The organism is Ekhidna algicida (genome assembly GCF_051379705.1).
Taxonomy (GTDB): domain Bacteria; phylum Bacteroidota; class Bacteroidia; order Cytophagales; family Cyclobacteriaceae; genus Ekhidna.
This window is the reverse complement of record NZ_CP179868.1, coordinates 2,242,543-2,268,684: the sequence shown is the minus strand read 5'-3', so window position 1 is coordinate 2,268,684 and position 26,142 is coordinate 2,242,543. Positions and strand designations below refer to the sequence as shown.

The 26,142-nt window shown below is 42.0% G+C and carries 30 protein-coding genes; 14 read left to right on the top strand and 16 right to left on the bottom strand.

Annotated elements, in window-relative coordinates; all coding sequences use genetic code 11:
- Positions 1-567, top strand: a complete 567-nt coding sequence (locus ACL8WY_RS09860) for an RNA polymerase sigma factor (protein WP_436514545.1) — start codon at positions 1-3, stop codon at positions 565-567.
- On the top strand, positions 554-940 hold the full coding sequence (locus ACL8WY_RS09855) for a DUF6768 family protein (RefSeq protein WP_436514544.1): 387 nt from the start codon (positions 554-556) through the stop codon (positions 938-940). The genes ACL8WY_RS09860 and ACL8WY_RS09855 overlap by 14 nt, the downstream gene beginning before the upstream one ends.
- On the opposite strand, the gene ACL8WY_RS09850 is transcribed toward ACL8WY_RS09855, so the two are convergent.
- Positions 933-1,445 carry a DUF350 domain-containing protein gene (locus ACL8WY_RS09850; RefSeq protein WP_436514543.1) on the bottom strand — a complete coding sequence of 171 codons (513 nt, stop codon included), beginning with the start codon at positions 1,443-1,445 and terminating at the stop codon, positions 933-935. The genes ACL8WY_RS09855 and ACL8WY_RS09850 overlap by 8 nt on opposite strands.
- Positions 1,435-2,235, bottom strand: coding sequence for a hypothetical protein (locus ACL8WY_RS09845; RefSeq protein ID WP_436514542.1), 801 nt, complete (start codon positions 2,233-2,235; stop codon positions 1,435-1,437). The genes ACL8WY_RS09850 and ACL8WY_RS09845 overlap by 11 nt, the downstream gene beginning before the upstream one ends.
- A 75-nt stretch (positions 2,236-2,310) precedes the next feature.
- On the opposite strand from ACL8WY_RS09845, the gene ACL8WY_RS09840 reads away from it, so the two are divergent.
- Both ACL8WY_RS09840 and ACL8WY_RS09835 read left to right on the top strand, forming a co-directional pair.
- Positions 2,311-2,781, top strand: coding sequence for a BLUF domain-containing protein (locus ACL8WY_RS09840; protein ID WP_436514540.1), 471 nt, complete (start codon positions 2,311-2,313; stop codon positions 2,779-2,781).
- Between the two features lie 27 nt (positions 2,782-2,808).
- A complete protein-coding gene (locus ACL8WY_RS09835; protein WP_436514539.1) occupies positions 2,809-3,258 on the top strand; it encodes a DUF6265 family protein in 450 nt (149 codons plus the stop codon).
- On the opposite strand, the gene ACL8WY_RS09830 is transcribed toward ACL8WY_RS09835, so the two are convergent.
- The 7 genes from ACL8WY_RS09830 to ACL8WY_RS09800 are packed head-to-tail and all read right to left on the bottom strand — an operon-like array spanning position 3,239 to position 8,677.
- Entirely contained in the window at positions 3,239-4,414 is a 1,176-nt protein-coding gene (locus ACL8WY_RS09830; RefSeq protein ID WP_436514538.1) for an MFS transporter, read from the bottom strand. The two genes, ACL8WY_RS09835 and ACL8WY_RS09830, sit on opposite strands and share 20 nt — an antisense overlap.
- A complete protein-coding gene (locus ACL8WY_RS09825; protein ID WP_436514537.1) occupies positions 4,411-5,421 on the bottom strand; it encodes a glycosyltransferase in 1,011 nt (336 codons plus the stop codon). The genes ACL8WY_RS09830 and ACL8WY_RS09825 overlap by 4 nt, the downstream gene beginning before the upstream one ends.
- On the bottom strand, positions 5,422-6,126 hold the full coding sequence (locus ACL8WY_RS09820) for a glycosyltransferase (RefSeq protein ID WP_436514536.1): 705 nt from the start codon (positions 6,124-6,126) through the stop codon (positions 5,422-5,424). It lies immediately after the preceding gene.
- Positions 6,127-6,128: 2 nt separating this feature from the next.
- Positions 6,129-6,533 (bottom strand): VOC family protein, encoded by a 405-nt coding sequence (locus ACL8WY_RS09815; protein WP_436514534.1) that lies wholly within the window; start codon positions 6,531-6,533, stop codon positions 6,129-6,131.
- Between the two features lie 2 nt (positions 6,534-6,535).
- On the bottom strand, positions 6,536-6,880 hold the full coding sequence (locus ACL8WY_RS09810) for a DUF4260 domain-containing protein (RefSeq protein ID WP_436514533.1): 345 nt from the start codon (positions 6,878-6,880) through the stop codon (positions 6,536-6,538).
- Between the two features lie 12 nt (positions 6,881-6,892).
- A complete protein-coding gene (locus tag ACL8WY_RS09805; protein ID WP_436514532.1) occupies positions 6,893-8,158 on the bottom strand; it encodes an aminotransferase class V-fold PLP-dependent enzyme in 1,266 nt (421 codons plus the stop codon).
- Positions 8,159-8,197: 39 nt separating this feature from the next.
- Entirely contained in the window at positions 8,198-8,677 is a 480-nt protein-coding gene (locus ACL8WY_RS09800) for an SRPBCC family protein (RefSeq protein WP_436514531.1), read from the bottom strand.
- A gap of 83 nt (positions 8,678-8,760) precedes the next feature.
- Between ACL8WY_RS09800 and ACL8WY_RS09795 the strand changes: the two genes are divergently transcribed.
- Positions 8,761-9,525 carry a carboxypeptidase-like regulatory domain-containing protein gene (locus tag ACL8WY_RS09795; RefSeq protein ID WP_436514530.1) on the top strand — a complete coding sequence of 255 codons (765 nt, stop codon included), beginning with the start codon at positions 8,761-8,763 and terminating at the stop codon, positions 9,523-9,525.
- Here the strand turns inward: ACL8WY_RS09795 and ACL8WY_RS09790 are convergent.
- The gene (locus ACL8WY_RS09790; protein WP_436514529.1) at positions 9,522-10,592 is read right to left on the bottom strand and encodes a DUF3089 domain-containing protein; all 1,071 of its coding nucleotides are present in this window, start codon (positions 10,590-10,592) and stop codon (positions 9,522-9,524) included. The genes ACL8WY_RS09795 and ACL8WY_RS09790 overlap by 4 nt on opposite strands.
- Before the next feature lie 65 nt (positions 10,593-10,657).
- On the opposite strand from ACL8WY_RS09790, the gene katG reads away from it, so the two are divergent.
- From katG to ACL8WY_RS09770, 4 genes are all read left to right on the top strand, one after another.
- On the top strand, positions 10,658-12,856 hold the full coding sequence (katG, locus tag ACL8WY_RS09785; RefSeq protein ID WP_436514528.1) for a catalase/peroxidase HPI: 2,199 nt from the start codon (positions 10,658-10,660) through the stop codon (positions 12,854-12,856).
- A gap of 63 nt (positions 12,857-12,919) precedes the next feature.
- Positions 12,920-13,315, top strand: coding sequence for an ankyrin repeat domain-containing protein (locus ACL8WY_RS09780; protein WP_436514527.1), 396 nt, complete (start codon positions 12,920-12,922; stop codon positions 13,313-13,315).
- A gap of 10 nt (positions 13,316-13,325) precedes the next feature.
- The gene (locus ACL8WY_RS09775; protein ID WP_436514526.1) at positions 13,326-13,844 is read left to right on the top strand and encodes a hypothetical protein; all 519 of its coding nucleotides are present in this window, start codon (positions 13,326-13,328) and stop codon (positions 13,842-13,844) included.
- A 63-nt stretch (positions 13,845-13,907) separates the two neighbouring features.
- Positions 13,908-14,570 carry an energy transducer TonB gene (locus tag ACL8WY_RS09770; RefSeq protein WP_436514525.1) on the top strand — a complete coding sequence of 221 codons (663 nt, stop codon included), beginning with the start codon at positions 13,908-13,910 and terminating at the stop codon, positions 14,568-14,570.
- 1 nt (position 14,571) lies between these two features.
- Here ACL8WY_RS09770 and ACL8WY_RS09765 read toward each other — a convergent pair whose 3' ends face one another.
- Positions 14,572-15,162: a LemA family protein gene (locus ACL8WY_RS09765; RefSeq protein ID WP_436514524.1), complete on the bottom strand. Its 591-nt coding sequence runs from the start codon at positions 15,160-15,162 to the stop codon at positions 14,572-14,574.
- Positions 15,163-15,188: 26 nt separating this feature from the next.
- Here ACL8WY_RS09765 and ACL8WY_RS09760 point away from each other — a divergent pair, with 26 nt between their 5' ends.
- The 3 genes from ACL8WY_RS09760 (at position 15,189) to ACL8WY_RS09750 (ending at position 17,649) form a co-directional block, all read left to right on the top strand.
- Positions 15,189-16,079, top strand: a complete 891-nt coding sequence (locus tag ACL8WY_RS09760) for a TPM domain-containing protein (protein WP_436514523.1) — start codon at positions 15,189-15,191, stop codon at positions 16,077-16,079.
- Between the two features lie 11 nt (positions 16,080-16,090).
- Entirely contained in the window at positions 16,091-16,738 is a 648-nt protein-coding gene (locus tag ACL8WY_RS09755) for a TPM domain-containing protein (RefSeq protein WP_436514522.1), read from the top strand.
- Positions 16,739-16,812: 74 nt separating this feature from the next.
- On the top strand, positions 16,813-17,649 hold the full coding sequence (locus ACL8WY_RS09750; protein WP_436514521.1) for a dienelactone hydrolase family protein: 837 nt from the start codon (positions 16,813-16,815) through the stop codon (positions 17,647-17,649).
- 45 nt (positions 17,650-17,694) lie between these two features.
- On the opposite strand, the gene ACL8WY_RS09745 is transcribed toward ACL8WY_RS09750, so the two are convergent.
- The 3 genes from ACL8WY_RS09745 to ACL8WY_RS09735 all read right to left on the bottom strand — a co-directional run bounded on the left by ACL8WY_RS09745 (position 17,695) and on the right by ACL8WY_RS09735 (position 20,528).
- Positions 17,695-18,909: a WG repeat-containing protein gene (locus ACL8WY_RS09745; protein WP_436514520.1), complete on the bottom strand. Its 1,215-nt coding sequence runs from the start codon at positions 18,907-18,909 to the stop codon at positions 17,695-17,697.
- Positions 18,910-18,961: 52 nt separating this feature from the next.
- A complete protein-coding gene (locus ACL8WY_RS09740) occupies positions 18,962-19,129 on the bottom strand; it encodes a hypothetical protein (RefSeq protein ID WP_436514519.1) in 168 nt (55 codons plus the stop codon).
- Between the two features lie 103 nt (positions 19,130-19,232).
- Complete coding sequence (locus tag ACL8WY_RS09735) at positions 19,233-20,528, bottom strand: hypothetical protein (protein ID WP_436514518.1); 1,296 nt, start codon at positions 20,526-20,528, stop codon at positions 19,233-19,235.
- Positions 20,529-20,567: 39 nt separating this feature from the next.
- On the opposite strand from ACL8WY_RS09735, the gene ACL8WY_RS09730 reads away from it, so the two are divergent.
- Complete coding sequence (locus tag ACL8WY_RS09730) at positions 20,568-21,719, top strand: outer membrane protein assembly factor BamB family protein (RefSeq protein WP_436514517.1); 1,152 nt, start codon at positions 20,568-20,570, stop codon at positions 21,717-21,719.
- 146 nt (positions 21,720-21,865) lie between these two features.
- Here the strand turns inward: ACL8WY_RS09730 and clpB are convergent, their stop codons facing one another.
- Positions 21,866-24,481, bottom strand: a complete 2,616-nt coding sequence (clpB, locus tag ACL8WY_RS09725; RefSeq protein WP_436514516.1) for an ATP-dependent chaperone ClpB — start codon at positions 24,479-24,481, stop codon at positions 21,866-21,868.
- 259 nt (positions 24,482-24,740) lie between these two features.
- Between clpB and ACL8WY_RS09720 the strand changes: the two genes are divergently transcribed.
- Positions 24,741-24,983: a hypothetical protein gene (locus ACL8WY_RS09720; protein WP_436514515.1), complete on the top strand. Its 243-nt coding sequence runs from the start codon at positions 24,741-24,743 to the stop codon at positions 24,981-24,983.
- Positions 24,984-25,032: 49 nt separating this feature from the next.
- Here the strand turns inward: ACL8WY_RS09720 and ACL8WY_RS09715 are convergent, their stop codons facing one another.
- A complete protein-coding gene (locus tag ACL8WY_RS09715) occupies positions 25,033-26,127 on the bottom strand; it encodes a prolipoprotein diacylglyceryl transferase (RefSeq protein ID WP_436514514.1) in 1,095 nt (364 codons plus the stop codon).
- Positions 26,128-26,142 lie beyond the last annotated feature (15 nt).

Below are 26,142 nucleotides of genomic sequence, written 5' to 3'. Positions count from 1 at the left end.
ATGAAAACTTCGAATCAAATAATTGAAGAATGGCTGGTGATCAATTGCCAGGCCGGAGATCGCAAAGCCTTTGAGCTTCTGGTCAAACGCTGGAATCCTAAAATGATGGGTCGGGTTTACTACACCACAAAGGACACAACGGCTACCCAAGACATTGTACAGGAGGCGTGGATTGCCATTATCAAGAAAATAAAAACACTACATGATCCGAGTGCATTTCAAAGCTGGTCGTTAAGGATCGCCACCAATATGGCCATTGACTGGATCAGATCCAATCAGTCCAACCGCAGACGCGAAGAAATTCGCAAAATGGCTCAGACAGATTTTGATGAAAAAAATCATCACCCGAATGAGGAAGCGATTGGTGCACTAAAACTGGCCATAGATCAGCTCCCTGACGAACAACAAATGGTGATAAAATTATTTTATCAAGAAAATCTCTCAATGATCACTATCAGCGGGTTGATGAATTTGCCATTGGGAACTGTAAAGTCACGACTCTTCCGAGGGCGTGAGCATTTGAAAAATATGTTAGAAAATAAACTTTATCAAAATGAAAACGAATAATGAAATTGATCAAATGATCAAAGAAGCTCTATCAGCAGATGAACTAGAACTCTTTAACACCTATGAGGAACAGAATGTACTACAAAAGTTTGGAGGCCTGTTTCAGGGCAAAATGAGGTGGGTCAATGTGATGAGTGTGGTATTCCAGTTAATCATATTTGGGATTGCAGTGTACTGTGGGTATAGAGCCTTTTATGCTGTTGATACTACCCAAATGCTTCAGTTTGGAATTGGCGCTTTTCTAGCAATGATGGCTGTCTCTTTTCTTAAAATGTACCACTTCATGGAAATGAATAAGAATGCCGTGATTCGTGAATTAAAACGAGTGGAGCTGCAAGTTTCAATATTGGCAAATAAGCTGAATGCTAAATAGGCGGCAACTCAGGGTATGGGATAATCGCTTCTATCAATAACATCACACCGCTCTTTGTGAGCAGAGTGAGTGTGATTAAAATACTGCTGATAATTAACGAAACACCTACATTGTTTTTTCTGATTTCCTCAAACTCATCAATCGGTGTGAGCTTGCTATAAAGGAAGGTGCTGATCAGTCCGATTAGCACAGTGGCTGTATAAGCAATAGCAATATAAATAGCACCAGTAGCGACATATTCAAACGCCAAACTGAAGCTGTCTGCCCGTTGATTTAAGAGCCGAAAAGATGAAATCAGTGGTTGGACAATTCCGCTGATCATAATGCCTAAAGAAATGATGATCGCTGAGACAAAGATGCTATACGACAGGTTGTAGTCCTGAATCTTATAATACTTCCGGCCTACCCATTGAACGATTTTATAGGTCAACGCAAGAATAAATATCCCAATGGTGATCGCTGAGATAATTTCAATAATGGCTAAGAGTGCGATGTTAGCGTCCATTGACTAAGGCTATTTTCCAGTATTTAACATTATTTGAATTGGGAGGAAGCATTCCTATTGGCCACCCTTTCCCGGTTGTCTCCCAAAAGTAGTAGTTCTTGCCTCGATGAATCAGATGATCTCCGGTAGCCGGAATATTTAAGGCCACCATGGCGTGAGCATATTCATTGCTTACCACAATCATCGGGTCAAAACCTAAGTTCTCAAGGAGCGAATAGATTAGCACTGCTCGAGTGTCACAATCTCCATAAAGTGAATGCAGAAACTCATACGGCGATAGTAATCCATATGCAATGTGGCCAATGCAGGGTTTTCCTTTATTATTAGATTCTGAGCAATCTTTGACACGCACGTAGCTATAGGGGATGTCCTGGACAAACGTGACTACCAGCTCAGCCAATTCACTTCTCGATAGCTCTTTTTCTCTTGAAATATCTGCTAACGAATCTGCCAGAAAATCTATCCCCGACTTACTTTCCGCAACAAGTTCTTTATAGATCTTGCCCCACAAATCTTCATAGGAATCCAGATTAACTATAATTTCATTTCTCTTCTCCCCTGCCGACAAACTCAAGGATTCGACTGATTCATAAGAAGCACAGAAGGAATGAGAATAATCAACCATCTCCCAATCTCGCTGGTGAAAACGATCATTGCTGGCATTGATCACCATGTAACTATCCTCGCAAACAGGAATATCCAAATCCTTAACCTGAAAAAGATCTATCAATCCCGATAGAATCAAGAAAATAACAAATACATATGCGATGAATTGAAGAACCGCTTTCATGAGACTAAATATCCGCAAACATGGTCGTATTTAAGGTCACATTTTTATAAATTCCATTTACGACCGAACCTAATCATGACCTACTACACGATCTATACTAGCACTCCCAGGGAAAAGGTGACTATGGAAACCTTAAGGGAAATTACGCAGGCTTCTCAAAAAAACAATCCTGAAAAAGAAATCACAGGTATTCTCTTAGGTATTGAAAACAAATTTCTCCAATACCTGGAGGGCCCGGAAGAAAACGTAAATGCCCTTTATGAAAAGATCTGGAAAGACCCACGCCACCAGAATGTGACACAGTGGATCAAAGGATATTCGAATGATCGAGTATTCAAGGATTGGTCTATGGGCTCATGGATGCTCACCAATGACGAGCTCAAAAATCTTCCTGCGCTTTCTGACTTGAAAAACTTTTTAGATGACCCAATCAACAGTGAGCTCCAGTCTAAAAAATTTATTGCAATGATGAATGACTTACTGAAAACATGGATTGCTCATGAGCCTGAACGAATCAAAAAAATGCGAGATGATTTGTCCAGTTGAGCATTCGTCATTCGTCATTGAATAAAAATGAAAAAGCTACTACTACTTTTAACTCTATCTGTTTTTTCAAATTCAGTTGCCTTTGGTCAGGAAACAGTTCCATATGCCTGGCTTGCCGGCACCTGGACCGGTGATGGATTTGGAGGTACCTCTGAAGAAATGTGGTCAGAGCCATCTGCCGACGGAACTATGATGGGAACGTACCGACATCACAAGGGAGATGGATCGCTCAATTTCTATGAATTTATGGTCATGGATTCCACCGGGCTTAGGTTGAAGCATTTCAATCCGGACATGATGGCCTGGGAGACCAAAGAAGACTTTGTTCATTTCAAATTGATTGAGTTTGCTGAAAACAAAATTGTCCTGAAAGGCCTGGTGTTTGAATTGAAATCAGATACTGAATTGGAAATCAGACTCGACCTTAAAGATGGAGATAAGAAGTGGACCGAGGTGTTCAAGATGACTCGGAAGTAGGCTTCTTCCAAAGGCTAATCAATCCGAAAGCAGGTCCGGCCGCAAGTATTAATAGCAGGTGCTTCGCATCATAGCTCGCAATCAAGTAACTCAACAGTTGAATGCTGAAAATCGTGATCGTAAAACCGATGTTGTTGACTAGTGTCAAAGCTGTGCCCTTTAATTCTGGTGTTGCGCGTTGAGCGACCAACGAGCTGAACAATGGTGAGTCAGCAATTACAACCATCCCCCAAAAAATCATGAAAACCAGAAATGGGATTCTATCCAGATTGAAAGCAAGAGGGGAAAACAGGCAGCACAACCCCGACAATAAAAGGAATGCAAAAGCGGTCTTCTGTGCACCATACTTTTCTGAAATGTATCCTCCGAGAAAGCACGCAAGAGCCCCGACTGCTATAATCATGAATGATTGCATGGAGATAAGCTGAGCATCCAATACCAGATGACCATTTTGACGGAGTATGAAAGGAACAAAAGCCCAGAATGCATACAGTTCCCACATATGTCCAAAGTAGCCAAACGCTGCTGCTCTAAATTTCCTATTCCTAAACACCCTTCTCATCTCCCTGAACTCAACCTTTTGGCCTTGCTTCCTATATGGCCCTTCGCCTACCAACATTTTAATTAGAAACCCACCAACAACCGCTAAAGCAGAAGTTGATAATATCACGACCTTCCAATCAAACGAGGTATCATAACTCGCAATCAGATGCGGCAAGGCCGTCCCTAATACGAGCGCTCCAACTAAAAAACTTAGCGCCTTACCGAGTCCTTTTTCATAATAGTCTGCTGCGATCTTCATGCCTACCGGATAGATACCTGCCAGAAAGAAACCCGTTAGAAAGCGCAAAGTCAAAATTTGAACAAATGACACATCTAAAGCAATGCAAGCATTGAAGCCGGCACCCAGAAGCGCGCTTATGAAAAAAACATTTGAAGGATGAAAACGGTCTGCTATTGTCAAGAGTGCATAAAACAGCGTACCTACAATAAAGCCAAACTGAACCGAGGAGGTCATGTATCCAACATCTGAAGAGATCAGATCAAGTTTTGAGGCCAAGCTTGGCATTACTGCATTCCCGGCAAACCATAAGGAGGTACAAAAAAATTGCGCCAATACGATGATGGGCAGGATGTGCTTTGGCGTCTTGCTCATGCAAAGAACCAATAATCTTCAATTGGCTTTTTCCCCCAATCAGCCAGTTGCTTTCTAATCGCAACCTTATCATCAGGAGAGGTCACCACAACTATAATCTGCGGATTTTCTATTGTCGGGATATCATTGAAATGTTGCATTTTGAGACCATAGACATCCTTGCCTATTTTACGCTTATTGTCACACACCCAATGGAAGGCATTTTCCTCATCAAGCAGGAGTTTAGCCAAATCTTTTCCGTTTCTACCAGCACCCCAAAGGACGAGCGGGCGCTCACGCTTCCGATCTATTTGGTAGAAGTATTTCACCTTTATCCCAAAGTAGCGATTGTCCTTATATTCTTCCCATGTTCTGGAAATTCGATCTGAGCGATCACGCCAAAAGTGCAGTACCTTATCGATCCCGTGAACCTTTAGGCCCTTCTTGTAAAACCGAAAGCATAAATCATAATCCTCCGGATAAATTTCAGGATTGAATCCGTCGACCGCATCAAAGTCTTCCTTGTGAATAATCCAACAGTGCGATGGAATCACACATTCCTGATAAATTTCCTGATAATGTGTTTCATTCCTGGCTACTTCGTTGAGCCATTCTTCATATCTGCGAAAACCATCACCGACTTCCCCCTTATCCACGAAGTGCTCAGTGCCGCCAGCTATAATATGACCTTTCCCATATTTCTGCCACTCTTTCACCAACACCTCTAGCTTATCATCCGGCATCTTATCATCCGAGTCCATCCGATTAATCAATTCGCCCTTGGCTTGTGTATATCCTTCTTTTAATGCCGGAATCAACTTATGGCGTCTGCTATGAACCACCTTGATTCGATCATCTTTTTCTGCGTACCAATTTAGAATATCGGGTGTTCGATCTGACGAATGATCATTGATCGCAATAAGTTCCCAGTTTTTGTACGTCTGTCGGATAATGGAATCCATGCATTTTGGTAAGTACGGGGCAGTATCCTTTGCTGCCATGATAATAGATACGAGAGGCTGGTTCATCTATATTTTTAGGTTTTTGCCCCAGTATTTATTGGCATAGCTGGAGACAGGAAGTCCTAAATTAAAACGAATAAACATATTGAGGTCAAACCAGACGACTTTAAAAAAGCCATGTTCCTGAAATCTACGAGGAGATGTAGTAATACCCGGTTTTATGAGCACCAACTTTCCGAGTTTTCTAAGTTCCTTGCACAGGAAAGCAGCCTCCATGAGCGCCTCCTCAGGGACGCCACCAATTTCATCTAGAATTGATCGTCGTGCAAAAATGGCCTGATCACCATAGTATATTTTTCCAAACCGGTATCGCATTCGATTTCCGAATGCTAATAAAGAAAGCTTCCAGTCGGGTTTTCGAAAAGAGAATTCAAAAGCACCTCCAACAACTTTATCATCTTTTAGCGCCAACGAAATGGACGCATCAAAATGCTTAGGCAACAAGGTGTCAGCATCCAGAAAAAGAACTACTTCTCCACTAGATTTCTTCCAGCCATAATTGAGACTCTGATATTTCTTAAGGGCATATTCCGGCTTGCAGAAAGTCAGGGCCTTGGAATCTTTTATGCTCTCCAATGTCCCGTCCGAACTCCCTGCATCTACCACAATAATCTCTATTTCATCCGGCTGAAAGGATTGCTGGAATGTGTGAGAGATGGTAGCGCTGATGTTATCAGCTTCATTAAGCGTTGGGATAACTACAGAGATCAAAACTAAGCCTGGCTTATCTCAAACAAGTGGCCATCAGGATCTCGAAAGAACCCACGAATCTCCGCTCCCCAATCCACCGGCGGTGTAAGGAATTCTGCGCCTCGCTCTTTCAGAGTTTCATAACATCCCATGCAGTCTTTTACCCGGATGGTGAATGAATGGCTTACATCATTGGGATGGCTTGGTGGAACAAATTGGGTATCTGGCTTGTCCTTTGTTGGACCTCCTTTTGTTACCAGTAAAATCCAGTTGCCCAGAAATTGAATCACGCAGGAATCTCCGCCGTACTCACGGTATATTTCTGCTCCTAACACATTCTGGTAGAAGTGCTTAGACTTATCCATGTCTGATACCACCAAAATTGTGGTGAGTGCCATGTCTTCTGTGGGAAACTGTGCTTTTGCCATGATTATAGATTTCCAAGGTGTGTATGCTTAAAGTTATCATTAAACTTCAATCCATACCCGAAGACCCGATCCATGCTTGCGTGACCCAAAAGGATAATTCCGGCTAGCTGTAATTCGGTGATCCCCCACCAAAAGCCCAAAAAACCAACCATAAGGGCAATGCCTTTGTGGTGGAACAAATTGTAGGTCATCGCGCCAAGATTGGGATTTACCAGATAACCTAGCATTCCAATATCTGGTGTCAAGATCAGTAGTAGATATACCCACCAGGCATAATCGAGAAAACTGAATAGGTAAATTGAAAGAAGAAACATGGCCAGTTCCTCTAGTTTAAGTAGGTTTTTCATTTTGAATGATCGTTAAGTAATTGACTTTATTCCTTCTAATAAAGTATCCAGCTCGCTGGTTAGGTTGTAAAGGCTTGGTGTTACTCGAACGACCTCCTGATCTTCCAGGTAGCGAATAACAGTAAACACTTTTGTCTGCTCATACAGCCTGGTAATAACCTCCTTCGTTTCCATTCCCTCTATCCTAAAGCTGGCAATGGCACAACTTCTTGACGGATCGAGAGGCGTGGTAATCAACACGCTGGGAATATCCTTCGCTTTAGAGGTCCAGTAATTTTGCAGATATCTCAGACGCTTCTCTTTCTTGGGAATGGTAACGGTCTGATTGAATGCCAATGCCTCCGGAATGGTGATTACCGTAGGTACGGAAAGCGTACCAAAATGTCCAAGCTTGTTTATGTCATTGGCATCTTCCATACGGTCACCAAAGAGTGGTTTCAAGTCTTTCACACGGCTTCTATTCACATAAAGCAGGCCAGCACCGAGCGGATTCCCAAACCACTTGTGCAGATTGACACCCACAAAATCAGCTCCCAGATCCTTCAACTTAAAATCAATCTGCGCGAAACTATGAGCCGCATCTACGATGATCTCTATGCCTTGCGGTTTGAATCGATCAGCTATTTTTTTGATAGGCATAATTTGTCCGGTCAGGTGGATCATGTGTGTGACCAGAATGCCTTTAGTCTTTGGAGTAACTGCCGCTTCGTAGGAGGCAAGGATTTCTTCATCTCTCTCCGGCAGTAATGGAATTTTTATCCGTTTGATCTTAATCCCTTTTTGCTTTTCCAACATCTCAAAGGTCTCGATCATGCTGAAGTAATCTTGGCCGGACAAAATGACCTCATCGCCTTCTTTCCAATCCAGTCCTTGTATGGCAATGTTTAAAGCTTCCGTTGCATTCCTTGTGATCAGTGCTTCCTCCGGATTGATCCCCGCAAAGGTTGATAACTCATTAACGATCTGTTTAAAATCGCTGCTGTAACCAGTACGCAAATACCTTGAGGAATTGATATTTACTCGTTCAATATTCTTGATATAGGCCTCATAGACTGGTTTGGGCTGTACACCGAAGTATCCATTTTCCAGGTTAATGAAATCTTTTGGCACATCATAAAAATCCTTTCTAAACTTCTTCCAAAACTTCTCGTCCGTAGTTTGGTCTTCAGAGAAAAGATTTTGATAGTCAGCAATATCAGGTTGTGCCACTTTGGCTGAGATGAAAGGAAGGCCGGCGATTCCCAGGCCGATTCCTTTAAGTACTTTTCGACGGTCCATGCTATTAGGTTTAGGTCAAATACCGTCAATAAAGATAGGCTACTCGCCAAACATGTCTTTCAGAGCTTTCAAACGATAATTGAAAATTCCTTCTAGCTGACGTTTTACAAAAAGTGATTGTGCGATTCCTCCAAGGAATCCGAACGGAATTTTATAAGACACACGGTCCGTCATTAAAACACCTTTTTCATTTTCTGCAAAATGATGCTCATGATGCCACATGCTATATGGTCCAAATCGCTGTTCGTCCACAAAGAACTTTTGATCGTCGACATGTGTGATTTCTGTAACCCAGTTAGTCTTAATCCCGGGTAATGGAGAAAGCTTATAGCTGATAATTTGGCCAGCAAACATTTTCTCCTGATCATTGGAAGTGATCTTGAATCCCATATGTTTAGGTGTGATCAAAGCCAGATTTTTAGGAGAAGAGAAAAACTCCCATGCCTCAGGCAACCCAATGGGCAGTTGTTGCATTACCTCTAATGTATAGATCCCGGAATGTTTTTTGATTTCAACCATGTAAGATAAACCCACGAAGAAGTGAAATGTTAAATAATCCTAATTCAAAAATTCACGTTTGATAAAGTCAGATATTTGACTCCTTGAAAAAGCTCATTTTCATAGCGATACTTACTGCCGGGTGCTTTTCAGTTACCGCGCAAAGAGCATATGTATATGGTGTTGTGAAAGACAGCATCACTCGAGAAGGCATGATTGGAGTCCATGTCCAAAATATTGGTGCCGGTAGCCTGACGTCTACCAATCCGGACGGAAAGTTCAAGATGCCTGCCCAGCCTGGCGATACTTTAGTAATTTCGAGTGTTGGTCACAAAACTTTAGCTTGGATTGCAGATTCTACCTGGTTTCTGGAAAATGAGATTGAATTTTTGCTGCCTGTAAATACCATTTACCTGGATGAAGTAGTTGTCGGAGAGTTTCCGGAATACGAACGTTTCAAGGATTTGATCATCAAGGAACAGCCAAAAGATACCACGTTTGAGATTTTTGGAGTGCCTCAAGTCGTAATGGATCCTTATCCGCAAATGGAAAAGAGCGAGTACCTAAATCCGGTTTTCGTATTCTTTCATCCGGTTTCTGCGATTCACCATTCTGTCAGCAAAAAAGAGAAAGAAAAGCGGAAGATGCAGCAAATCAGGAAAACAAGATTTACAACCGAAAAAGCTCAATTGAAATTTACAAGAGAATGGGTAGGTGAGAACACAAAACTTCAGGGAGATAAACTCACAAGTTTTATTGCTTATTGCAATTTTTCTGAAGCGTACTTAGCAAGTGCCTCACAGTTTGCCATCTATGAGCTCATGATGGATTTACTTCCAAAGTTTTTAGATGAGTACGAAGATGGTTAATCCTTATTTTCCTCCAAATACTTATTTACGCGCTCTTCCACATTATCTCTCATATTCATATAAAAGAGGTTGTAATCCACCACATGGTATCGATCCCAATTGATCAGGAAACTCCAAAAGAACCTAAGTTTATTGATCCACAACATGCCGTCCATATTCTGTGCATCAGAAAGTCCTGGTCTTATCTTTTTATAGTTCTTTAAAATCCCTCCCCGGTTTTCACCCCAAGAGACATAGGTTGTATCGGTTTTCCAGTTTAGTGGATTTACATTCAACGCATCAGCATACCAAAAATCGTGGTTGGGTGGATAGTAATCGCGAGCATACGTATTCCAGGTCAACCAGCAACCGATATCGTCCGGATTTTCACACGTTGGAATGTACGAAAAAGTGCCTTTATCAAGCGGCATTCCAACTATGTAGGCAGCAACCAATTGATTCATCATGGCCTTGCTTTCAAAAAACTCTCGAAGCAATGTCACCGCATGATTAGTGCCCTGACTATGAGACGCAATGATGATTGGGCGTCCATTGTTCCAGTTTTCCAGGTAATACTCAAACGCTCGCTTCACATCCTGGTAAGCAAAATCAAGTGCCTCTACTTTCAGCGGTAGATTCTCAGCATAGTAAACCCCAATGTGAGCCTGACGATAGAGAGGTGCATAGACTTTGCCGGAACCATTGAAAACTGTTGCTTGATACTTAATGGTAGAAGTGGCTATATCTTTGTTTAGCTTCTCATCATTGACATCCGCAAACCAGGGATGGTCCTTGTGTTGCTTTTTGGTATATATGGTTGGGTAAATGAAAAAAATATCGACTTCCGCGGTTTCCTGATATTCTTTTAGCTCTCCTTTTCCCGGCACAAGGTCAGCCATGTCTTCCACCTCAGGGTGCGCCACCCAATATTTTATTTGAGAGTAGTCTGGAGCACCAGGCACCAAATCGAGATCATCACGACCATACTTAGACTTAAATTTTTTTGTGGTTTGAGAAAAAGCACTCGAATAGAGTGCAATAAGTAGAAAGTATGCAAAACATTTTACATAGGTTGAGCTTATAGCCATATAAAATTTATAAATTATAGTAATACTAGATTTACTCTAGTTAAAGTATTAAACCCTTACCAATTATGAATCATACTTCGGATAATAATGGAGACTCAAGTCAATGTCCTTACTTAAGCGGCATACAAAATGCTGCCGGTGGTGGTGGCGTCAAAAATAGAGATTGGTGGCCAAATGAATTAAAACTCAATATTCTTCGGCAACATGCAACAAAATCAGATCCAATGGGTGATGATTTCAATTACTCAAAGGCTTTTAACAGCATAAATTTCGCGGAGCTCAAAAAAGAGGTCACTGATTTAATGACAGACTCTCAGGACTGGTGGCCGGCAGATTACGGGCATTATGGGGGTTTGATGATAAGAATGGCATGGCACAGTGCGGGCACCTACAGAGTAGGCGATGGACGTGGAGGTGCCGGAACAGGCAACCAACGATTTGCTCCAATCAATAGCTGGCCTGACAATGGGAATTTAGATAAGGCCAGACTACTTCTATGGCCTATCAAGAAGAAATATGGCAATAAAATCTCGTGGGCAGATTTGATGATTCTAGCCGGTAACTGTGCACTGGAATCAATGGGATTCCCAACATTCGGTTTTGCAGGAGGACGTGAGGATATCTGGGAACCAGAGCAAGATGTGTATTGGGGTAGTGAAACAGAATGGGGTGAAAATAAAGACCGATATGCTAGCGGTGATCTCGAAGATCCATTAGCCGCTGTAATGATGGGTTGGATTTACGTTAATCCAGAAGGACCCAACGGAAACCCGGATCCAATGGGTTCTGCGAAAGATGTGAGAGAAACCTTTGGCCGAATGGCCATGAATGATGAGGAGACTGTCGCATTAGTGGCGGGCGGACACACATTCGGTAAAGCACACGGAGCTGCTGATCCCGGACAATATGTTGGCTCAGAACCACATGGTGCACCTATTGAACAAATGAGCACAGGGTGGAAAAACTCCTACAAAAGTGGTGTTTTAGAAAATACAATCACTAGCGGTATTGAAGGAGCATGGACGCCCGATCCTACAAAATGGGATGCAGACTACTTTGATGTACTTCTCAACTACGATTGGGAATTAACTAAAAGTCCTGCCGGAGCACATCAGTGGACGCCTACTGCTGAGTCAAAAGCGAAGATGGCACCAATGCCAAATGATCCCAATGGCACCCAGCCTTTAATGATGACCACCGCGGATATCGCTTTAAAAACTGATCCAGCTTATCTGGAGATTTCCAAACATTTTCACAAGGATCACAAAGCATTTGAAGATGCATTTGCAAGAGCGTGGTACAAATTGACTCACAGAGATATGGGACCTAAAGATCGCTATTTAGGACCTGAAGTTCCTGACGAAGAATTGATCTGGCAAGATCCAATACCTCACGTGAATTACACCTTGAGCAGCGGAGATATCGATTCACTAAAGAAGATGATTTTGGCCTCCGGACTAACCACTTCAGAATTAGTGAGAACAGCGTGGGCTTCAGCTTCCACCTATAGAGATTCAGATAAAAGAGGAGGAGCAAACGGCGCTCGCATAAGACTGGAGCCGCAGCGAAGCTGGAAAGTAAATAATCCAGAAGAGCTCAATAAAGTGCTCAATGTTCTGGAAGGAATTCAAAAGGAATTCAGCAGAGAAATCTCCATGGCCGACTTGATTGTATTGGCAGGCAATGCGGCTGTTGAAGAGGCTGCTAGCAATGCCGGCCATAATATCTCCGTGCCATTTCATGCAGGAAGAGGAGATGCAAGTCAGGAGCAAACAGATATAGAGCAATTCAATTATCTGAAGCCTATTGGTGATGGTTTTAGAAACTATCAAAATGCTAACCTTGATATTGCAGCGGAAGATTTGTTGATCGACAAAGCCAATTTAATGTCGCTTTCTATTCCTGAAATGACCGTATTAGTAGGTGGAATGAGAGTGCTGGGTGCAAACTTCGACGGTTCTAACCACGGGGTATTTACCGATAACGTAGGACATTTAACCAATGATTTCTTCAAGAATCTGGTAGATATGACCTACACATGGAGTGCGGTAGATGACAGCAACAAGCTATTTGAAGGTAAAGACAGAAGAACAGGCGCAGTTAAGTTTACCGGAACCAGAGCAGATTTGATATTTGGTTCAAACACTGAGCTGAGAGCGGTCGCTGAGGTGTATGCTTCAGATGATGCAGAAGCAAAGTTTGTAAACGATTTTGTAGCAGCTTGGGACAAGGTGATGAACCTTGACCGATTCGATTTAGCCTAAAGTCAAATAACCAAAGGGGTTCTCTCACTAGAGTGGAACCCCTTTTTTTAACCAATTATTTTCATGGAATTGTTAACCCATATTCGATCTGGACAAACTGCACCCATAGAGGAAATGCTGGAAAGAAACCCAGCATTAGCCAATACAAAAGACGAGCGTGGGTTTACCCCTTTAGTATTAGCGACTTATATGGGTCAACAAGATATCGCGGAGTTACTTATTGAGCATGGTGCAGAAATAGACGTTCAGGATGCACTAGGAAACACCGCGCTAATGGGCGTGTGCTTCAAAGGCTCATATGATCTTGCCAAGATGCTAATTTCCAAAGGTGCAAATATTCATTTGACCAATACGGAAGGCTTAAGTGCATTGGCGTTTGCAAGGAATCATGGTCATGAGGAAATTGCACAACTGCTTCTATCGGCCGGAGCTGAAACTCTTTCGACTAAATCAGGTTAGTCACTTATAAATGCTTCGCTACATCCATATTCAAGGAAAAGAAGCACCTCGGTTTCATTTTAGAGATCAAACCTCCAGGAGCTTTAAGTCAGTTATCCAATCGCTGACCGAAGGATCTCCATTGATCATATCCTCACTTTATAGAACAGACATTATTTATAAGGCTGAGGAGGACAAATCAGAAGAAATTCTCAAACTCTGGGAACTCTACACCAAACCTATTGAAGACACCAAACCACTAACTTTTATTACCGGTCGAGAACGGATTCTTGAAATTTTTTTTACTTCTCTGGTCGCCTTGAGTAGTGTGAATATTTGGTACAATGGCTATCTGGAAGAGTTCCGTCACGCCTGTTCGCTGGATTACTCCAATCCCATCTTGAAAGATTTAAAAAATTGCGAAAAATATCTTCAGGATGCACAGAAGACTCTTTATCGTCCATTAACAGAAATTGACTCGGCTGACCTTTTACCTCGAAAAGAGGTTTACGCTGATCTCTCTAAACACATCAACGATTTTCTAAATTGACTTAGGCACGATTCATGCTTTTATTTCGATCAATTGATTGATAACCTAATAAAGTATTGAATTATGGAAGTTAAGAAAAACAAAAAGTATGATTTGGAACACAAAAGACCCTTGTTCTTTAGTATTGGAATGATCATTTCCCTTTCATTGGCACTGGTCGCTTTTGAGTGGAAATCTCCGATTGATCCAATCATGGAGTTAAATCCAGAATATGAAGAATTTACACCTCTTGTAATTCCTCCCATTACGCACACACCTCCACCTCCTCCACCTCCCAAGGCTCCCATCATTCAATCAACCATTGAAGAGCCAGAAGAAGAAATTGAAGTACCAATAGATGTAGAAATCACCGATGATGAACCAGTTGTTATTTTACTTCCCACGGAAATGCCTGATGAAAAAGCTGATAAAGCACCTATAAATTGGGCTGAGGTGATGCCTACATTCGAAGGTGGAATGGAAAACTTCTATAAGTTCTTAGGTAAAAACATCCGGTACCCGAAGCAAGCCCAGCGCATGGGAGTAGAAGGTAGGGTAGTTGTCCAATTCGTGGTAGAAAAAGACGGATCTTTGACCGACCTTCAAGTTTTGAAAGGCATTGGTGCTGGGTGTGATGAAGAGGCCATTCGTGTCATGAAGAAGGTACCGAACTTTCTACCTGGCAAACAAGGAGATGTTCGAGTGAGGGTTCAAATGGTCGTCCCGATCAACTTTACTTTGCAATAAATTAAAACTGAACAGTGGGAGCTTCTTCTGCTCCTTCTGTTGCTTCATAAAGCGGCTTCCTTTCAAACCCAAACATTCCAGCCAGCATGGTGTTGGGGAACTTTCGAATGTAGGTGTTATACCCTTTCGTTTTTTCATTAAAGCGTGTTCTCGCTACTGAAATTCTATTTTCTGTACCCTCTAACTGCGCTTGTAGTTCAAGGAAGTTTTGGTTGGATTTGATGTCGGGATAGCGCTCCACAGTTACCAATAATCTGGAAAGCGCTGAATTCAGATTTGACTGTGCATTAGCAAAATTTTGCATGGCTTGCGCATCAAGATTCGAAGGATCAATTTGGATACTCGAAGCTCTAGCTCGTGCCTCGGTCACTTGCGTTAGTACTTCTTTCTCCTGTTCCGCAAATCCTTTAACCGTATTAACAAGGTTCGGAATAAGGTCATACCTTCTTTGATATTGTGTCTCTACATTGGCCCATTCAGTGTTTACATCTTCGTCCAAAACTACCATTTGATTGTATTTGCCTGCAAAGAAGTTGTAAATCAAAAACAGAGCTACAACAATGATCAAAATCGTAATTAACCGCTTATTCATCTTATTTTACTATTTTAATCGAAGATATGAAATCATACCTAAAATCTGTAGTCCTGTGCACAATCGCTATCGGAATAACCTTTTCTACAAATGGTCAGGATTTACAAACAATTCCTGATCTAAAAGAGCGGATAACAGACCAGGCTGGGCTGCTCAGTGAATACGAAGAAAGATTCCTAACGGATGAGTTAAAGCAATTGGAGGAACGAAAAGGTAGTCAGGTTGCGATTCTTATTGTACGTACTACCAAGCCAGAGACCATTGAGCAGTTTTCAATTCGAGTGGTGGATCAATGGAAACTTGGCAGGGAAGACGTGGATGATGGAGTCTTGCTAATCATCGCAAAAAACGATCGTAAACTAAGAATCGAAGTTGGGTATGGACTGGAAGGCGCTATCACAGATGCTTATGCTAAGCGTATTATCAACAATATAATCGTACCTCACTTCAGAGACGGGGACTACTATTTAGGAATTGAAGAGGGTACTGAAGCAATTATCGCATTGATTGATGGTGAAGACCTACCAGCAGTGACCAGAACCTCATCTCGCAACAAAGACGATGACTATTCATTTGCGCTCTTCCTCGGAATGGTGGTTCTCATATTTATGGTCTTTATTGGAAAAGCCTTTTTGACTAAGAAAATCGGGAATCTGAAGAGTAACTTAATTATGATTCCACTCGTGTTTTTGACTTTTTGGATATTGGTGAACTTTATTGTCGCGCTATTTGCCTCATTCTTCGCCTTCATCTTTCTGAACGGAGTTGGGTCGAGCGGAAGAGGAGGTCGAGGTGGAGGATACTACGGAGGTTACTCCGGTGGCTACTCCGGCGGGTTTAGTGGTGGTTTCTCCGGAGGAGGATTCTCTGGTGGCGGTGGAGGTTTTGGTGGTGGAGGAGCTTCCGGAGGTTGGTAAATATTGAGGTTATGAAAAAATACATTTTTACAGATACTGAAAAGAAACAAGTAGAGGAGGCTGTGGCATCTCTTGAGAAAGAATCATGCGGGGAGATCGTTCCATTCTTTGCAGGAAAAAGCGACGATTACGCTGAAGTTTCTTGGTACATAGCATCTCTTCTAGGAATTGCGGGGCTGGCTGTCATCGCACTCTTGTCATATACCTGGAGCCTGCCGCCTCTTTCGTTCCTCGAAGCATTCATAACTATCATTGCGTTGATGGTTATCGGATATTTTTTACCTATCCTTTTCCCAATTATTAAGCGACTCATCATCTCAGATCAACGTGCCTTAGAAATGGTTTCGCTTCGAGCCAAAGAAGCATTTTTAAACGAAAAGGTTTATGCTACAGAAGAGCATGTGGGTATTCTTATCTATATCAGTCGGTTAGAGCATATTGTGCTTGTACTTGGCGATGAAGGAATTAATGCAAAAGTCCAGGAGGATGACTGGGTAAAAGTCGTTTCTCTAATCACAGATGGATTGAAAAGAAACGAAATTGGCGATGGGCTTGTCAACGGCATCAATCATTGTAAAGATTTGCTGCTCAAAAATGGATTTGTAAGAAAAGACTCGGATACCAATGAGCTTTCGAATGAGCTACGTATAAAGGAATAAAAGCTTTCAAATTCACGGAACAGTCATTCCTTGTTTCGTGTTTACCTTTATAGAAAACTAAAAAACCTAATAAGATGAAATTAAAATTGTTCTATGCATTCCTAATTGGAATGTTTGTAGTTGCATGTACCTCAACAGAAAAGGAAGAGACCTCTGAGGAGGCCGAAACCGCTGAGGTGGTAGATGTTCCTTCGGGAGAATATGAATACTCTGCAGACACAACAACGCTGAAAGGTTATTTTGCCGCTGGCGAAAATGACGGAGTTAAAAAACCCGGGATTCTCGTAGTTCACGAGTGGTGGGGACACAATGAATATTCTAGAAAAAGAGCAGATATGCTCGCCGAACTTGGCTATGTCGCACTGGCTGTAGACATGTATGGAGATGGTAAGCAGGCAGCTCATCCTGATGAAGCCGGAGCTTTTGCAGGAATGGTCATGGGTAATTTTGATGTGGCAAAGGCACGGTTTGAGGCTGCATTAGAAGCCTTGAAAAACCATCCAAATGTTGACCCGGAAAAAATTGGTGCCATTGGATACTGCTTTGGTGGCAGCACCGTTCTCAGCATGGCCAATTCCGGGTATGAACTGGATGCCGTTGCAGCATTTCATGCTGGCTTAGGACTTCCTGTTATGCCGGATGCCGGATCTGTGAAAGGAAAAGTTTTGGTGGCAAATGGAGCAGATGATAAATTCATTACTGAGCAGCAAATTGCTGATTTCAAAGCTGCAATGGATGCTGCAGGAGCTGACTATAAATTCATAAATTATGAAGGTGCTTTACATTCATTCACAAGCAAGGAAGCTGATGAATTAGCTGAAAAATTCGGAATGCCGATAGCCTACAATGCGGCAGCAGATAGTGCCAGCTGGGCAGAAATGAAGATGCTTTTTAATGAAGTGTTTCAATAGATAAACCCTTTGAATGAAGCCTCTTAGTTCTGCTGAGAGGCTTTTTTATTTCCACACATGGATACTGCCAACCTGATCTACCAAAATCCTTTTGTATTCTACTGGTACGACAACCTCAAAGTCTTTGCTAATAACCCCCAACTGCCAGGTCTTTTTGCTTTTGATCAATGCGTACTTACCTACAAAATCGCTGACCCAGTATTTCTTGACCGGACCAAGGCTGCCTATATGAGATCCTCTTGAGCTAAAGTGATCGCTTAGTTCATGAAAGCTGTGGGTGAGATCTGTCATGGAGGCAGGCACAACAATCTTTCCGCTCTTTTCTATAAATCCAAACTTGCCTTCCTTTTCAATTAGCGCCCAGTTTGAGTTTTGCCTGTCGAAGTACCCAATCTTGTCATAAATCGCCGGGACGACTTCCGCTCCTGATTTATCAATGAGCCCATAGGTGCCAGAGTTCCTAACCAATGCCAGGTGTGATGCTCCCCTATTCCCAAAATCGTAGATACGATCATATTTTGGCGGGATTACTTCCTTACCATTTCGATCAATAACTCCATAAAGTCCATTTCTTTCTACACGTGCCCAGTGACTGGTGATAGTACCAAAAGAGGATATTGAAGTATACTTTGGATCGACGATTTCCTTTCCCCTTCGGTCGATGAATCCTTCCAATCCATTTTGCTCTACTTTGGCCCAATCCGCTCCAACAGAACCAAAACTTCCTATTCTCTGATAAACAGGTGGGACTATTTCCTTACCTGATCGGTCAATAAAACCATACAGGCCATCGCGCTGGACACGTGCCCAGGTCACACCGCTTGATCCAAAGGAACCAATGCTATTGTAAATGGGTGTAACCACTTCTGCTCCTGATCGATCGATAAAACCATAAAGTCCGTTTTTTAATACCATTGCCCAGTTGACGTTCTTCTCACCAAACGAATAGATTCGATCATATTCCGGCTTTACTACGATGCTTCCCGCACGGTCAATGAAACCGTACCTTCCGTCTTTTAGAAGCTTTGCCCAGTTTAAACCAGATTCACCAAAGCGATAAATTTTCTCATATTCCAAAGGGAGAACGACCTTGCCTTGCCTGTCAATAAGGCCGTATCTATTGTCTTTCCGAACTACCGCAAAGCTGCTATGTCCATGTTCACCATAGCTGGAGATGTAATCATACTTGGAATCTTCCTGTGCCAGAGAAGGAAACGCAGAAGCAATAAATAAAAACAGTGCTGCCTGAATAGATCTCATATAATCTCAACTTACAGGCTAAAGACAGAATTAAACCATAATGGTTTCTAAATCAGCTTCCGCATCCCACACACTCAATCTCCGAATTCATCGGACGAGTGCCATTTTGCTTCATTTTCAAGTTGTGAATCTTGTCTTTAATCTCCATGTCGTTAAACATGTCACCAGTTAATTTGGACTCTAAATCAGTAATTTGGGATTGGATTTCTTCTGCAGTCATGACGTATTTGTTACGGGTAATAGTAGAATAAATGTAAGATTATTTGCTCATAATTCGTTCCAAATTCTCAAAGAATTTTTATCGTTCCTTCGTGAATGCTTCTTTAGAATGGGTACAATATTGACGATTCAAACGGAATTCCATCTTTATCAAAAAGCTCAAATGAGTGAACCTCAGAAGGCCCCTGAAAGATGAATTTTATCACCTTTACTGAGCCAATCTTCTGGGTGTAGCCTATGGTTAATGCCGGGTTATTTGCTATATGGATAAGCATCTTATTCTCCTTGAGTCGGACTTGGACTTGGTGTTCTTGGCTTAGATCGGTAGATAATGCTGAAAGATCATTTTGCTTACCTGAGACAATTTTATCCGCGCATTTTAATTCCGTCAGTCCGTAGCATCCAGTCTGACTGACCGGTACTCGGATATTTCCCTTCTCTCCTTTTATTAATACCTCATAGTAGCGGCAGGTTTGATTCTTTGAATATGCCTGACTTTTGACTTTTGCATTAAGTGTAAAATCGTCACCGGAAAGATTTGAAAGGTCGATATGTGAAAGCGTAAATACCGGGAGAGCGATTCCGGATTGCTCTCCAATCCGTAGCATGATTTCTTTTTTTACAAAAAGCCCTTCTTCGGATAAAAACTCAGCACTGTCCAGATAAGTTGGGTTGATGTCATAACCAGCATCCATTATCAAACCGTGCCAACCAGAGGTAATCACATGTACAGGAGATGATGATAAGGTCTGTTCCCCATGCAATAGTTTGGCATGGTGATAGTCAGGATATAGGTAGGTTCCGGTATAGAAATCCTTATCCATGTCTAAGGGTGTTCGCTCGTAGGGATTCCACGACAATTCAATCTCTACATTGGGGTTCTTGGCGCTATAATGAAACCCAATGGTGGCAGGAACACCTTCGTACACCTCGACTTCAGGATTAAGAAATATTTCTCCTACCACCTCCTCGCTAGACGTCAGCAAGAATATCGAAGAAACCAACAGAGCAAACCCAAGGATATAGGCTGCGGTTCGCACCTTCAGATTGAAGGTCTTCTTTTCGTTTGGGACATCTGCTTGCTTAAAAGTTTGCCATCCTGAATGCCCAAGCAGTTGAGCCAGCGCATCTAATGTTTTAGTCTGAGGCACCGATTGATGCTTATCTGACCAAATTCGACGCAAAGTAGAGGTGCTCAGATCGGTCTTGGTTTGCTCCAATATTACTTCGTGGAGGTATTCAAAGTCTCGTTCAATCAATTCTGAATTGAACCTAAACTTTGCCTCAATCTGCTTTTTGCAATGTGATATGTATTCTTTTTCGGTCAAAATCTCTTTAAGATAATACTGACAAGGATTTAATAAGGTTTTGCCAAGCTTGAGATATCCAATAGGCAGCATATTGAAATAGCTTGAGACTAAATCAAAATAATCGGACTAATGAAACATACAATTTTATCTTTATTGCTATTCACAATCTCAATCAGTGCTACTTCTCAAACTCTCGAGTTGGATTGGAAATTTGAAGCTACTGATTCTGTGTTAGCCAGCCCGGTGATACATAATGAAACTGTATATGTCGGAGATCAAGGAGGCGTATTTTTTGCGCTGGATATCGCAAATGGAAATGAAAAGTGGCGAATCGAAACCGATGGAAACATCCAGGGGAAAGCTACACTAGTGGATGACAACATTTTTTTCGAATCTGCTAATATCTTCTACCTCGCAGATAGAAAAAATGGTAAAATTCTGTGGATGTTTGATCCTGAGATGGAACCATTCAATTTCAAGTACAAAGAATATGAATGGCCATACAAGATTGACCCGTATGATGACAAACGATCAACCGCATTTTTACATGAAGGAGTCATTTATGTAGGTTGCGGAAACGGCAATGTCTATGGTCTCAATGCAGATAATGGCAAAGTAGCATTCTCCTATCAAACAGAGGATGGGACACCGGTACGATCTTCTCCGCATGTCAGTAATGGGATATTATATTTCGGCGATTGGGAAGGGTTTGTTTATGCGTATTCGCTGGAAAATAAAAAGTTGGAATGGAAGAAAAAAACTTACCGACAGGCTAAGCCTTACGGCACATTTGGTGGAGTTGTCTCAGAGTTTTTGGTTTATGATAGTCTCCTATTCTTTGGTGCACGGAACTTCATGTTGAATGTCCTTGATATAGCCACCGGCGAAAAGGTTTGGACGTACACAGATGCACAAAAGGGATGGATAATTGGTGATCCAGTTGTCTATAAGGATACGCTATATATTGGTGGATCCGATAATTACTCCATGTTGGCATTTGATCCTGAAATTGGAAGACCAATATGGTCTCAAAATGGAGGTAAGAATATTTATACCAAGCCGATAGTCACGGAAGAATGGGTTATTTACACATCGGGAAATGGCTACAACCCAAAAGATAGCGGTATTGTCTTCCTTTTGGATAGAAAAACTGGCCAAGAAATAAGTAAATATGAACTTCCAAATGGATCATTCTCGTCTCCGGGATTGTCAGAAGACCAACTGGTCTTCGGCTGCTATGATAAGCATATATATAGCCTACGAATAAAAAAGGGATCTTAATCGATCCCTATTCTTGTTCATCCTCCGCAATCATCTCAATCCTATCCTCCTCTGCGGATTTGAATTCCTGATTATACATATTGTGGAAAGCGATCATAGTACCTATGATCGCCACCCAACATATACGTCTTATTAGCTTCCAAAAATTACTCAATCTCTACCGCGTCGAGATTTAAGAATTCTACCTGATTACTGTCCGAAAGTGTCACACCGATTACCGAGTCCTTGGCGATGTTTCCAGCGAGAATTTCTTTTGACAGTTCATTTAAAATCTCCCTTTGCAGTACGCGCTTCAATGGTCGCGCTCCAAACTGTGGATCAAATCCAATCTTGCCAAGATGTTGCAGCACTTTTTCGTCCGCCTCAATCTTAATTCCATTCTCCTCCAGACGTTGTTGGATAAGCCTGAATTGGATTCCTACAATTTTCTGAAGGTCATCCTTACTCAATGGACGGAACATGATGGTTTCATCAACACGATTCAAGAATTCCGGTCTGACCGATTTCTTCAAAAGCTCGAACACCTGATTCTTTGTTTCCTCGATTATAGGTTCAGGATTAGCTTCATCGAGCTTCTCAAAGTTTTCTTGAATGAGACCCGAGCCAATGTTGGTCGTCATGATAATGATCGTATTCTTGAAATTGGCGACTCTCCCTTTGTTGTCTGTCAGGCGTCCATCGTCAAGTACTTGCAACAAGATATTGAAAACATCAGGATGTGCTTTTTCAATTTCATCGAGCAAAATCACGCTGTAAGGCTTCCTTCTTACTGACTCTGTCAGTTGTCCACCTTCATCATAGCCAACATAGCCCGGAGGCGCACCAATCAGTCTGCTCACCGCATGTCGCTCCTGATATTCAGACATATCAATTCGTACCATAGAATTCTCATCATTGAAAAGGTATTCCGCAAGCGCTTTTGCCAGCTCAGTCTTACCCACACCGGTTGTTCCCAAGAAAATAAATGACCCGATTGGTCTCTTGGGATCGTGCAATCCTGCGCGGCTTCTTCGCACGGCATCTGAAACTGCCTGAATTGCCTCTGCCTGCCCGGCCACTCTTCTTCCCAATTCTTCTTCCAGGTGGATCAGCTTTTCCCTGTCACTTTGCAGCATTTTTGAAACGGGAATACCTGTCCACTTCGCTACTACTTCCGCAATGTCTTCCGGATCTACTTCTTCCTTAAGCAGGCTTTTTTCTCCCTGCATCTCTACAAGTTGTTTTTGGTAGTTGGCCAGATTCTTCTCTGCTTCTACAATTTTGCCGTATCGAATTTCCGCTACTTTTTCATATTCTCCGGAACGTTCTGCCTGCTCAGCCTCAGTTTTATATTTCTCTATATTTTCCTTTTCCTCACGCAAGCCTTGAATAACAGATTTCTCGTTGTCCCACTTCGCCTTGAGTTCTTTTCTGTCCGCCTCCAAATCAGCTAACTCTTTGTTGAGTTGCTTTTCTTTGTCTTTATTCTTTTCCCGACGTATCGCTTCACGCTCAATTTCTAGTTGCATGATTTTACGATTCAGCTCATCCAACTCTTCCGGCAATGAGTCTATTTCAATTCTCAACTTAGATGCAGCCTCATCCATGAGGTCGATTGCTTTATCAGGTAAAAACCGATCTGATATATAGCGACTGGACAGCTCAACGGCTGCAATCACCGCATCATCTTTTACTCGTACTCCATGATGGACCTCATATTTGTCTTTGATCCCTCGCAGGATCGATATTGCATCTGTAACGCTAGGCTCATCAACCATGATGGACTGGAACCTCCGCTCCAGCGCCTTATCCTTTTCAATGTATTTCTGATACTCCTGAAGTGTTGTTGCTCCAATGGCATGAAGCTCACCTCGGGCCAGTGCTGGCTTCAATAGATTCGCTGCATCCATGGCGCCTTCTCCACCTCCTCCGGCTCCAATGAGTGTATGAATCTCATCTATAAATAAAATGATCTGACCGTCACTATCGGTTACTTCTTTGATCACAGCCTTTAATCGTTCTTCAAACTCGCCTTTGAATTTTGCGCCAGCAACCAGAAGACCCATATCAAGCGAAATGATGGTCTTGGATTTCAGATTCTCAGGAACATCTCCGTCTACAATTCGCTGAGCCATTCCTTCCACAATTGCCGTTTTACCAACACCTGGTTCGCCCAAAAGAATGGGATTATTTTTTGTCCTTCGTGCAAGTATTTGAAGAACTCTGCGGATTTCCTCATCCCGTCCGATGACCGGATCAATTTTCCCTTTTTTTGCAAGTTCATTCAGGTTTTTAGAGTATCGCTCCAATGAACGATATTTTGATTCGGCATTCTGATCTGTCACTTTCTCTCCACCTCTTAATTCTTTGATTGCCGAAATCAATTGTTTTTCCTGAAACCCGGCATCCTTCAATATCTGAGCGGTCTTGTCGCTACCTGCCAAAATCCCGAGTATAATGTGCTCAACAGCTACATATTCATCTCCAAAATCCTTAAGGTATTTTTCTGCTTTCTGTAAAGCTTTGGCCGCATCATTGGATAAATAAGGTTGTCCCCCTGAAACTTTCGGGTATCCGTTTATGAGTTCCTCCACCGGAACATCTACCATTTTTTTTGTGGCTCCGAGTTTCTTGAGCAAGAAAGACACTAAGTTTTCATCAGAAAACAAAATCGCTTTTAACAAGTGACCGGCCTCAATTACTTGATGACTTTCACCAGAAGCGATTTCTGTTGCTTTTTGTAGTGCCTCCTGCGCTTTGATTGTATAGTTATTGAAGTTCATTAGTCTTTCTATTCTTGTATGATTGGAAGATTACAAATGCTATTCCAAAGAAATAATTGCACTATTTAAAGACAAAGTGGCAGAAAACACGGGTGTGATTCTCAAAAAAGCGACAAGTCGTCAGGGATAATTATGATAATTAATTTCAAAAAAATTAAATTTTTATTTTGCATTTTTTGACAAAAAGAGGTCAATCATTTGTTTATGATCGCTAACCTTCTAATTTTAATGGTTCAATTTTTTTAAACCTGACCAAAAAATGAAAAAAGTACTATTACTATTAGCGATGGTTGCATTCCTAGGCGCTTGCACATCATCCGCATCATCCGAGTCTGAAGCTGAGGATGCTGTAGAAGAAGCTGGAGAGGCAGCTGAAGAAGCAATGGATGACATGGAAGAAGCTGCTGATGACGCAATGGATTCTCTTGAAGTGGCTGTAGATTCTCTTGCTGCTGAGGCAGAGGAAGCTGCTGATGAAATGGCTGATGAAGCTGATCAATAATTTTGATCTACATAAATCAAGAAGGGAGTTTTTACTCCTTTTTTTGTGCCTAAGAAAAATCCGACATCTTCTGATCCTTCTGATAAATCCAAATCATAATAATGAATCCTACGAGGGTCATTGGGATACTCAGAATCTGCCCCATATTTAAAACCAGGTCGTCTTCAAAGGCTTCCTGATTCATCTTGAAAAATTCATCACCGAATCGTAGCGCCCAAAACACGATCATAAAGATGGCAAAATTGAAACCCTGTGGAAGCGTTTCTCTCCTTTTTGCCCAAAGCCAATAAAACAGTACCATGAGAATGGCGGCATACAACGCCTCGTACAATTGAGCCGCATGCCGCACTTTGCCTAAGGCAGAAATCTCCAATATTTCCCTACCATCATTCTGATAGTTTTTGTAAACCAGAGAACCGTCTCCAAAATCAACATGCTCTGTCACCTCGCGATACCGATTTAGGGCACTCTTTAGCCTGTTCTCAACAAATTCTTTGTCTTTGATAGTAAACTCCACACCTCTTCTATATTCCACAATTGCTTTGATTGGAACAATCCCGGCCTGATTGCTGACCATTTCACCGCCTTTTTCAAAGCTCACATTTTCAATGTCAGGTGAATAATTCAGTGTTTCTAAAGTAGCTCGTGCGTACACTATTCCAGTGTCGGAGTTGGTAAGCGTGCCCTCCATTTCTGAATTGAAAAGATTACCCGTTCGGATCAAAGCTGCGGTTAACATTCCCACTATTACCATTCGGTCTAAAACCCATAAGTACCGATACTTGTATTTTTTGCAGAAGAGGTAGATTGCAACCAAGATCCCAAGAACACCTCCATGACTAGCTAAGCCACCTTCCCAAATCATCAATATCTTAATGGGGTTAGATAGGTAGTAGCCTGGATTGTAGAAAAGACAATGGCCTAATCGGGCTCCTACAATTGTGGCGACGACCATATATCCAGTAATGCGCTCAACATCTTTTTCTGGACGCCCTTCAGTGTTGAATATTTTGAAAAAAACCTGTTGAGAAAGCAAAAACCCGACGGCAAATAAAACTCCATACCATCTTGGTGCATAGTCAGTAAATGGAATCGTGAAGATTGAGGGATCAACAGTCCAGATAATAAAGCTCAACGTATTCATTTAGTCATGTATTGA

Coding starts and splice junctions, on each gene's coding strand:
- ACL8WY_RS09740 (WP_436514519.1), bottom strand. CDS start 19,129: ATGACTGCAGAAGAAATCCAATCCCAAATTACTGATTTAGAGTCCAAA.
- ACL8WY_RS09855 (WP_436514544.1), top strand. CDS start 554: ATGAAAACGAATAATGAAATTGATCAAATGATCAAAGAAGCTCTATCA.
- ACL8WY_RS09815 (WP_436514534.1), bottom strand. CDS start 6,533: ATGGCAAAAGCACAGTTTCCCACAGAAGACATGGCACTCACCACAATT.
- ACL8WY_RS09830 (WP_436514538.1), bottom strand. CDS start 4,414: ATGAGCAAGACGCCAAAGCACATCCTGCCCATCATCGTATTGGCGCAA.
- ACL8WY_RS09810 (WP_436514533.1), bottom strand. CDS start 6,880: ATGAAAAACCTACTTAAACTAGAGGAACTGGCCATGTTTCTTCTTTCA.
- ACL8WY_RS09760 (WP_436514523.1), top strand. CDS start 15,189: ATGAAATCATACCTAAAATCTGTAGTCCTGTGCACAATCGCTATCGGA.
- ACL8WY_RS09755 (WP_436514522.1), top strand. CDS start 16,091: ATGAAAAAATACATTTTTACAGATACTGAAAAGAAACAAGTAGAGGAG.
- ACL8WY_RS09775 (WP_436514526.1), top strand. CDS start 13,326: ATGCTTCGCTACATCCATATTCAAGGAAAAGAAGCACCTCGGTTTCAT.
- ACL8WY_RS09715 (WP_436514514.1), bottom strand. CDS start 26,127: ATGAATACGTTGAGCTTTATTATCTGGACTGTTGATCCCTCAATCTTC.
- ACL8WY_RS09770 (WP_436514525.1), top strand. CDS start 13,908: ATGGAAGTTAAGAAAAACAAAAAGTATGATTTGGAACACAAAAGACCC.
- ACL8WY_RS09745 (WP_436514520.1), bottom strand. CDS start 18,909: ATGAGATCTATTCAGGCAGCACTGTTTTTATTTATTGCTTCTGCGTTT.
- ACL8WY_RS09805 (WP_436514532.1), bottom strand. CDS start 8,158: ATGGACCGTCGAAAAGTACTTAAAGGAATCGGCCTGGGAATCGCCGGC.
- ACL8WY_RS09835 (WP_436514539.1), top strand. CDS start 2,809: ATGAAAAAGCTACTACTACTTTTAACTCTATCTGTTTTTTCAAATTCA.
- ACL8WY_RS09735 (WP_436514518.1), bottom strand. CDS start 20,528: ATGCTGCCTATTGGATATCTCAAGCTTGGCAAAACCTTATTAAATCCT.
- ACL8WY_RS09800 (WP_436514531.1), bottom strand. CDS start 8,677: ATGGTTGAAATCAAAAAACATTCCGGGATCTATACATTAGAGGTAATG.
- ACL8WY_RS09860 (WP_436514545.1), top strand. CDS start 1: ATGAAAACTTCGAATCAAATAATTGAAGAATGGCTGGTGATCAATTGC.
- katG (WP_436514528.1), top strand. CDS start 10,658: ATGAATCATACTTCGGATAATAATGGAGACTCAAGTCAATGTCCTTAC.
- clpB (WP_436514516.1), bottom strand. CDS start 24,481: ATGAACTTCAATAACTATACAATCAAAGCGCAGGAGGCACTACAAAAA.
- ACL8WY_RS09840 (WP_436514540.1), top strand. CDS start 2,311: ATGACCTACTACACGATCTATACTAGCACTCCCAGGGAAAAGGTGACT.
- ACL8WY_RS09765 (WP_436514524.1), bottom strand. CDS start 15,162: ATGAATAAGCGGTTAATTACGATTTTGATCATTGTTGTAGCTCTGTTT.
- ACL8WY_RS09845 (WP_436514542.1), bottom strand. CDS start 2,235: ATGAAAGCGGTTCTTCAATTCATCGCATATGTATTTGTTATTTTCTTG.
- ACL8WY_RS09780 (WP_436514527.1), top strand. CDS start 12,920: ATGGAATTGTTAACCCATATTCGATCTGGACAAACTGCACCCATAGAG.
- ACL8WY_RS09720 (WP_436514515.1), top strand. CDS start 24,741: ATGAAAAAAGTACTATTACTATTAGCGATGGTTGCATTCCTAGGCGCT.
- ACL8WY_RS09850 (WP_436514543.1), bottom strand. CDS start 1,445: ATGGACGCTAACATCGCACTCTTAGCCATTATTGAAATTATCTCAGCG.
- ACL8WY_RS09730 (WP_436514517.1), top strand. CDS start 20,568: ATGAAACATACAATTTTATCTTTATTGCTATTCACAATCTCAATCAGT.
- ACL8WY_RS09825 (WP_436514537.1), bottom strand. CDS start 5,421: ATGAACCAGCCTCTCGTATCTATTATCATGGCAGCAAAGGATACTGCC.
- ACL8WY_RS09750 (WP_436514521.1), top strand. CDS start 16,813: ATGAAATTAAAATTGTTCTATGCATTCCTAATTGGAATGTTTGTAGTT.
- ACL8WY_RS09790 (WP_436514529.1), bottom strand. CDS start 10,592: ATGGCTATAAGCTCAACCTATGTAAAATGTTTTGCATACTTTCTACTT.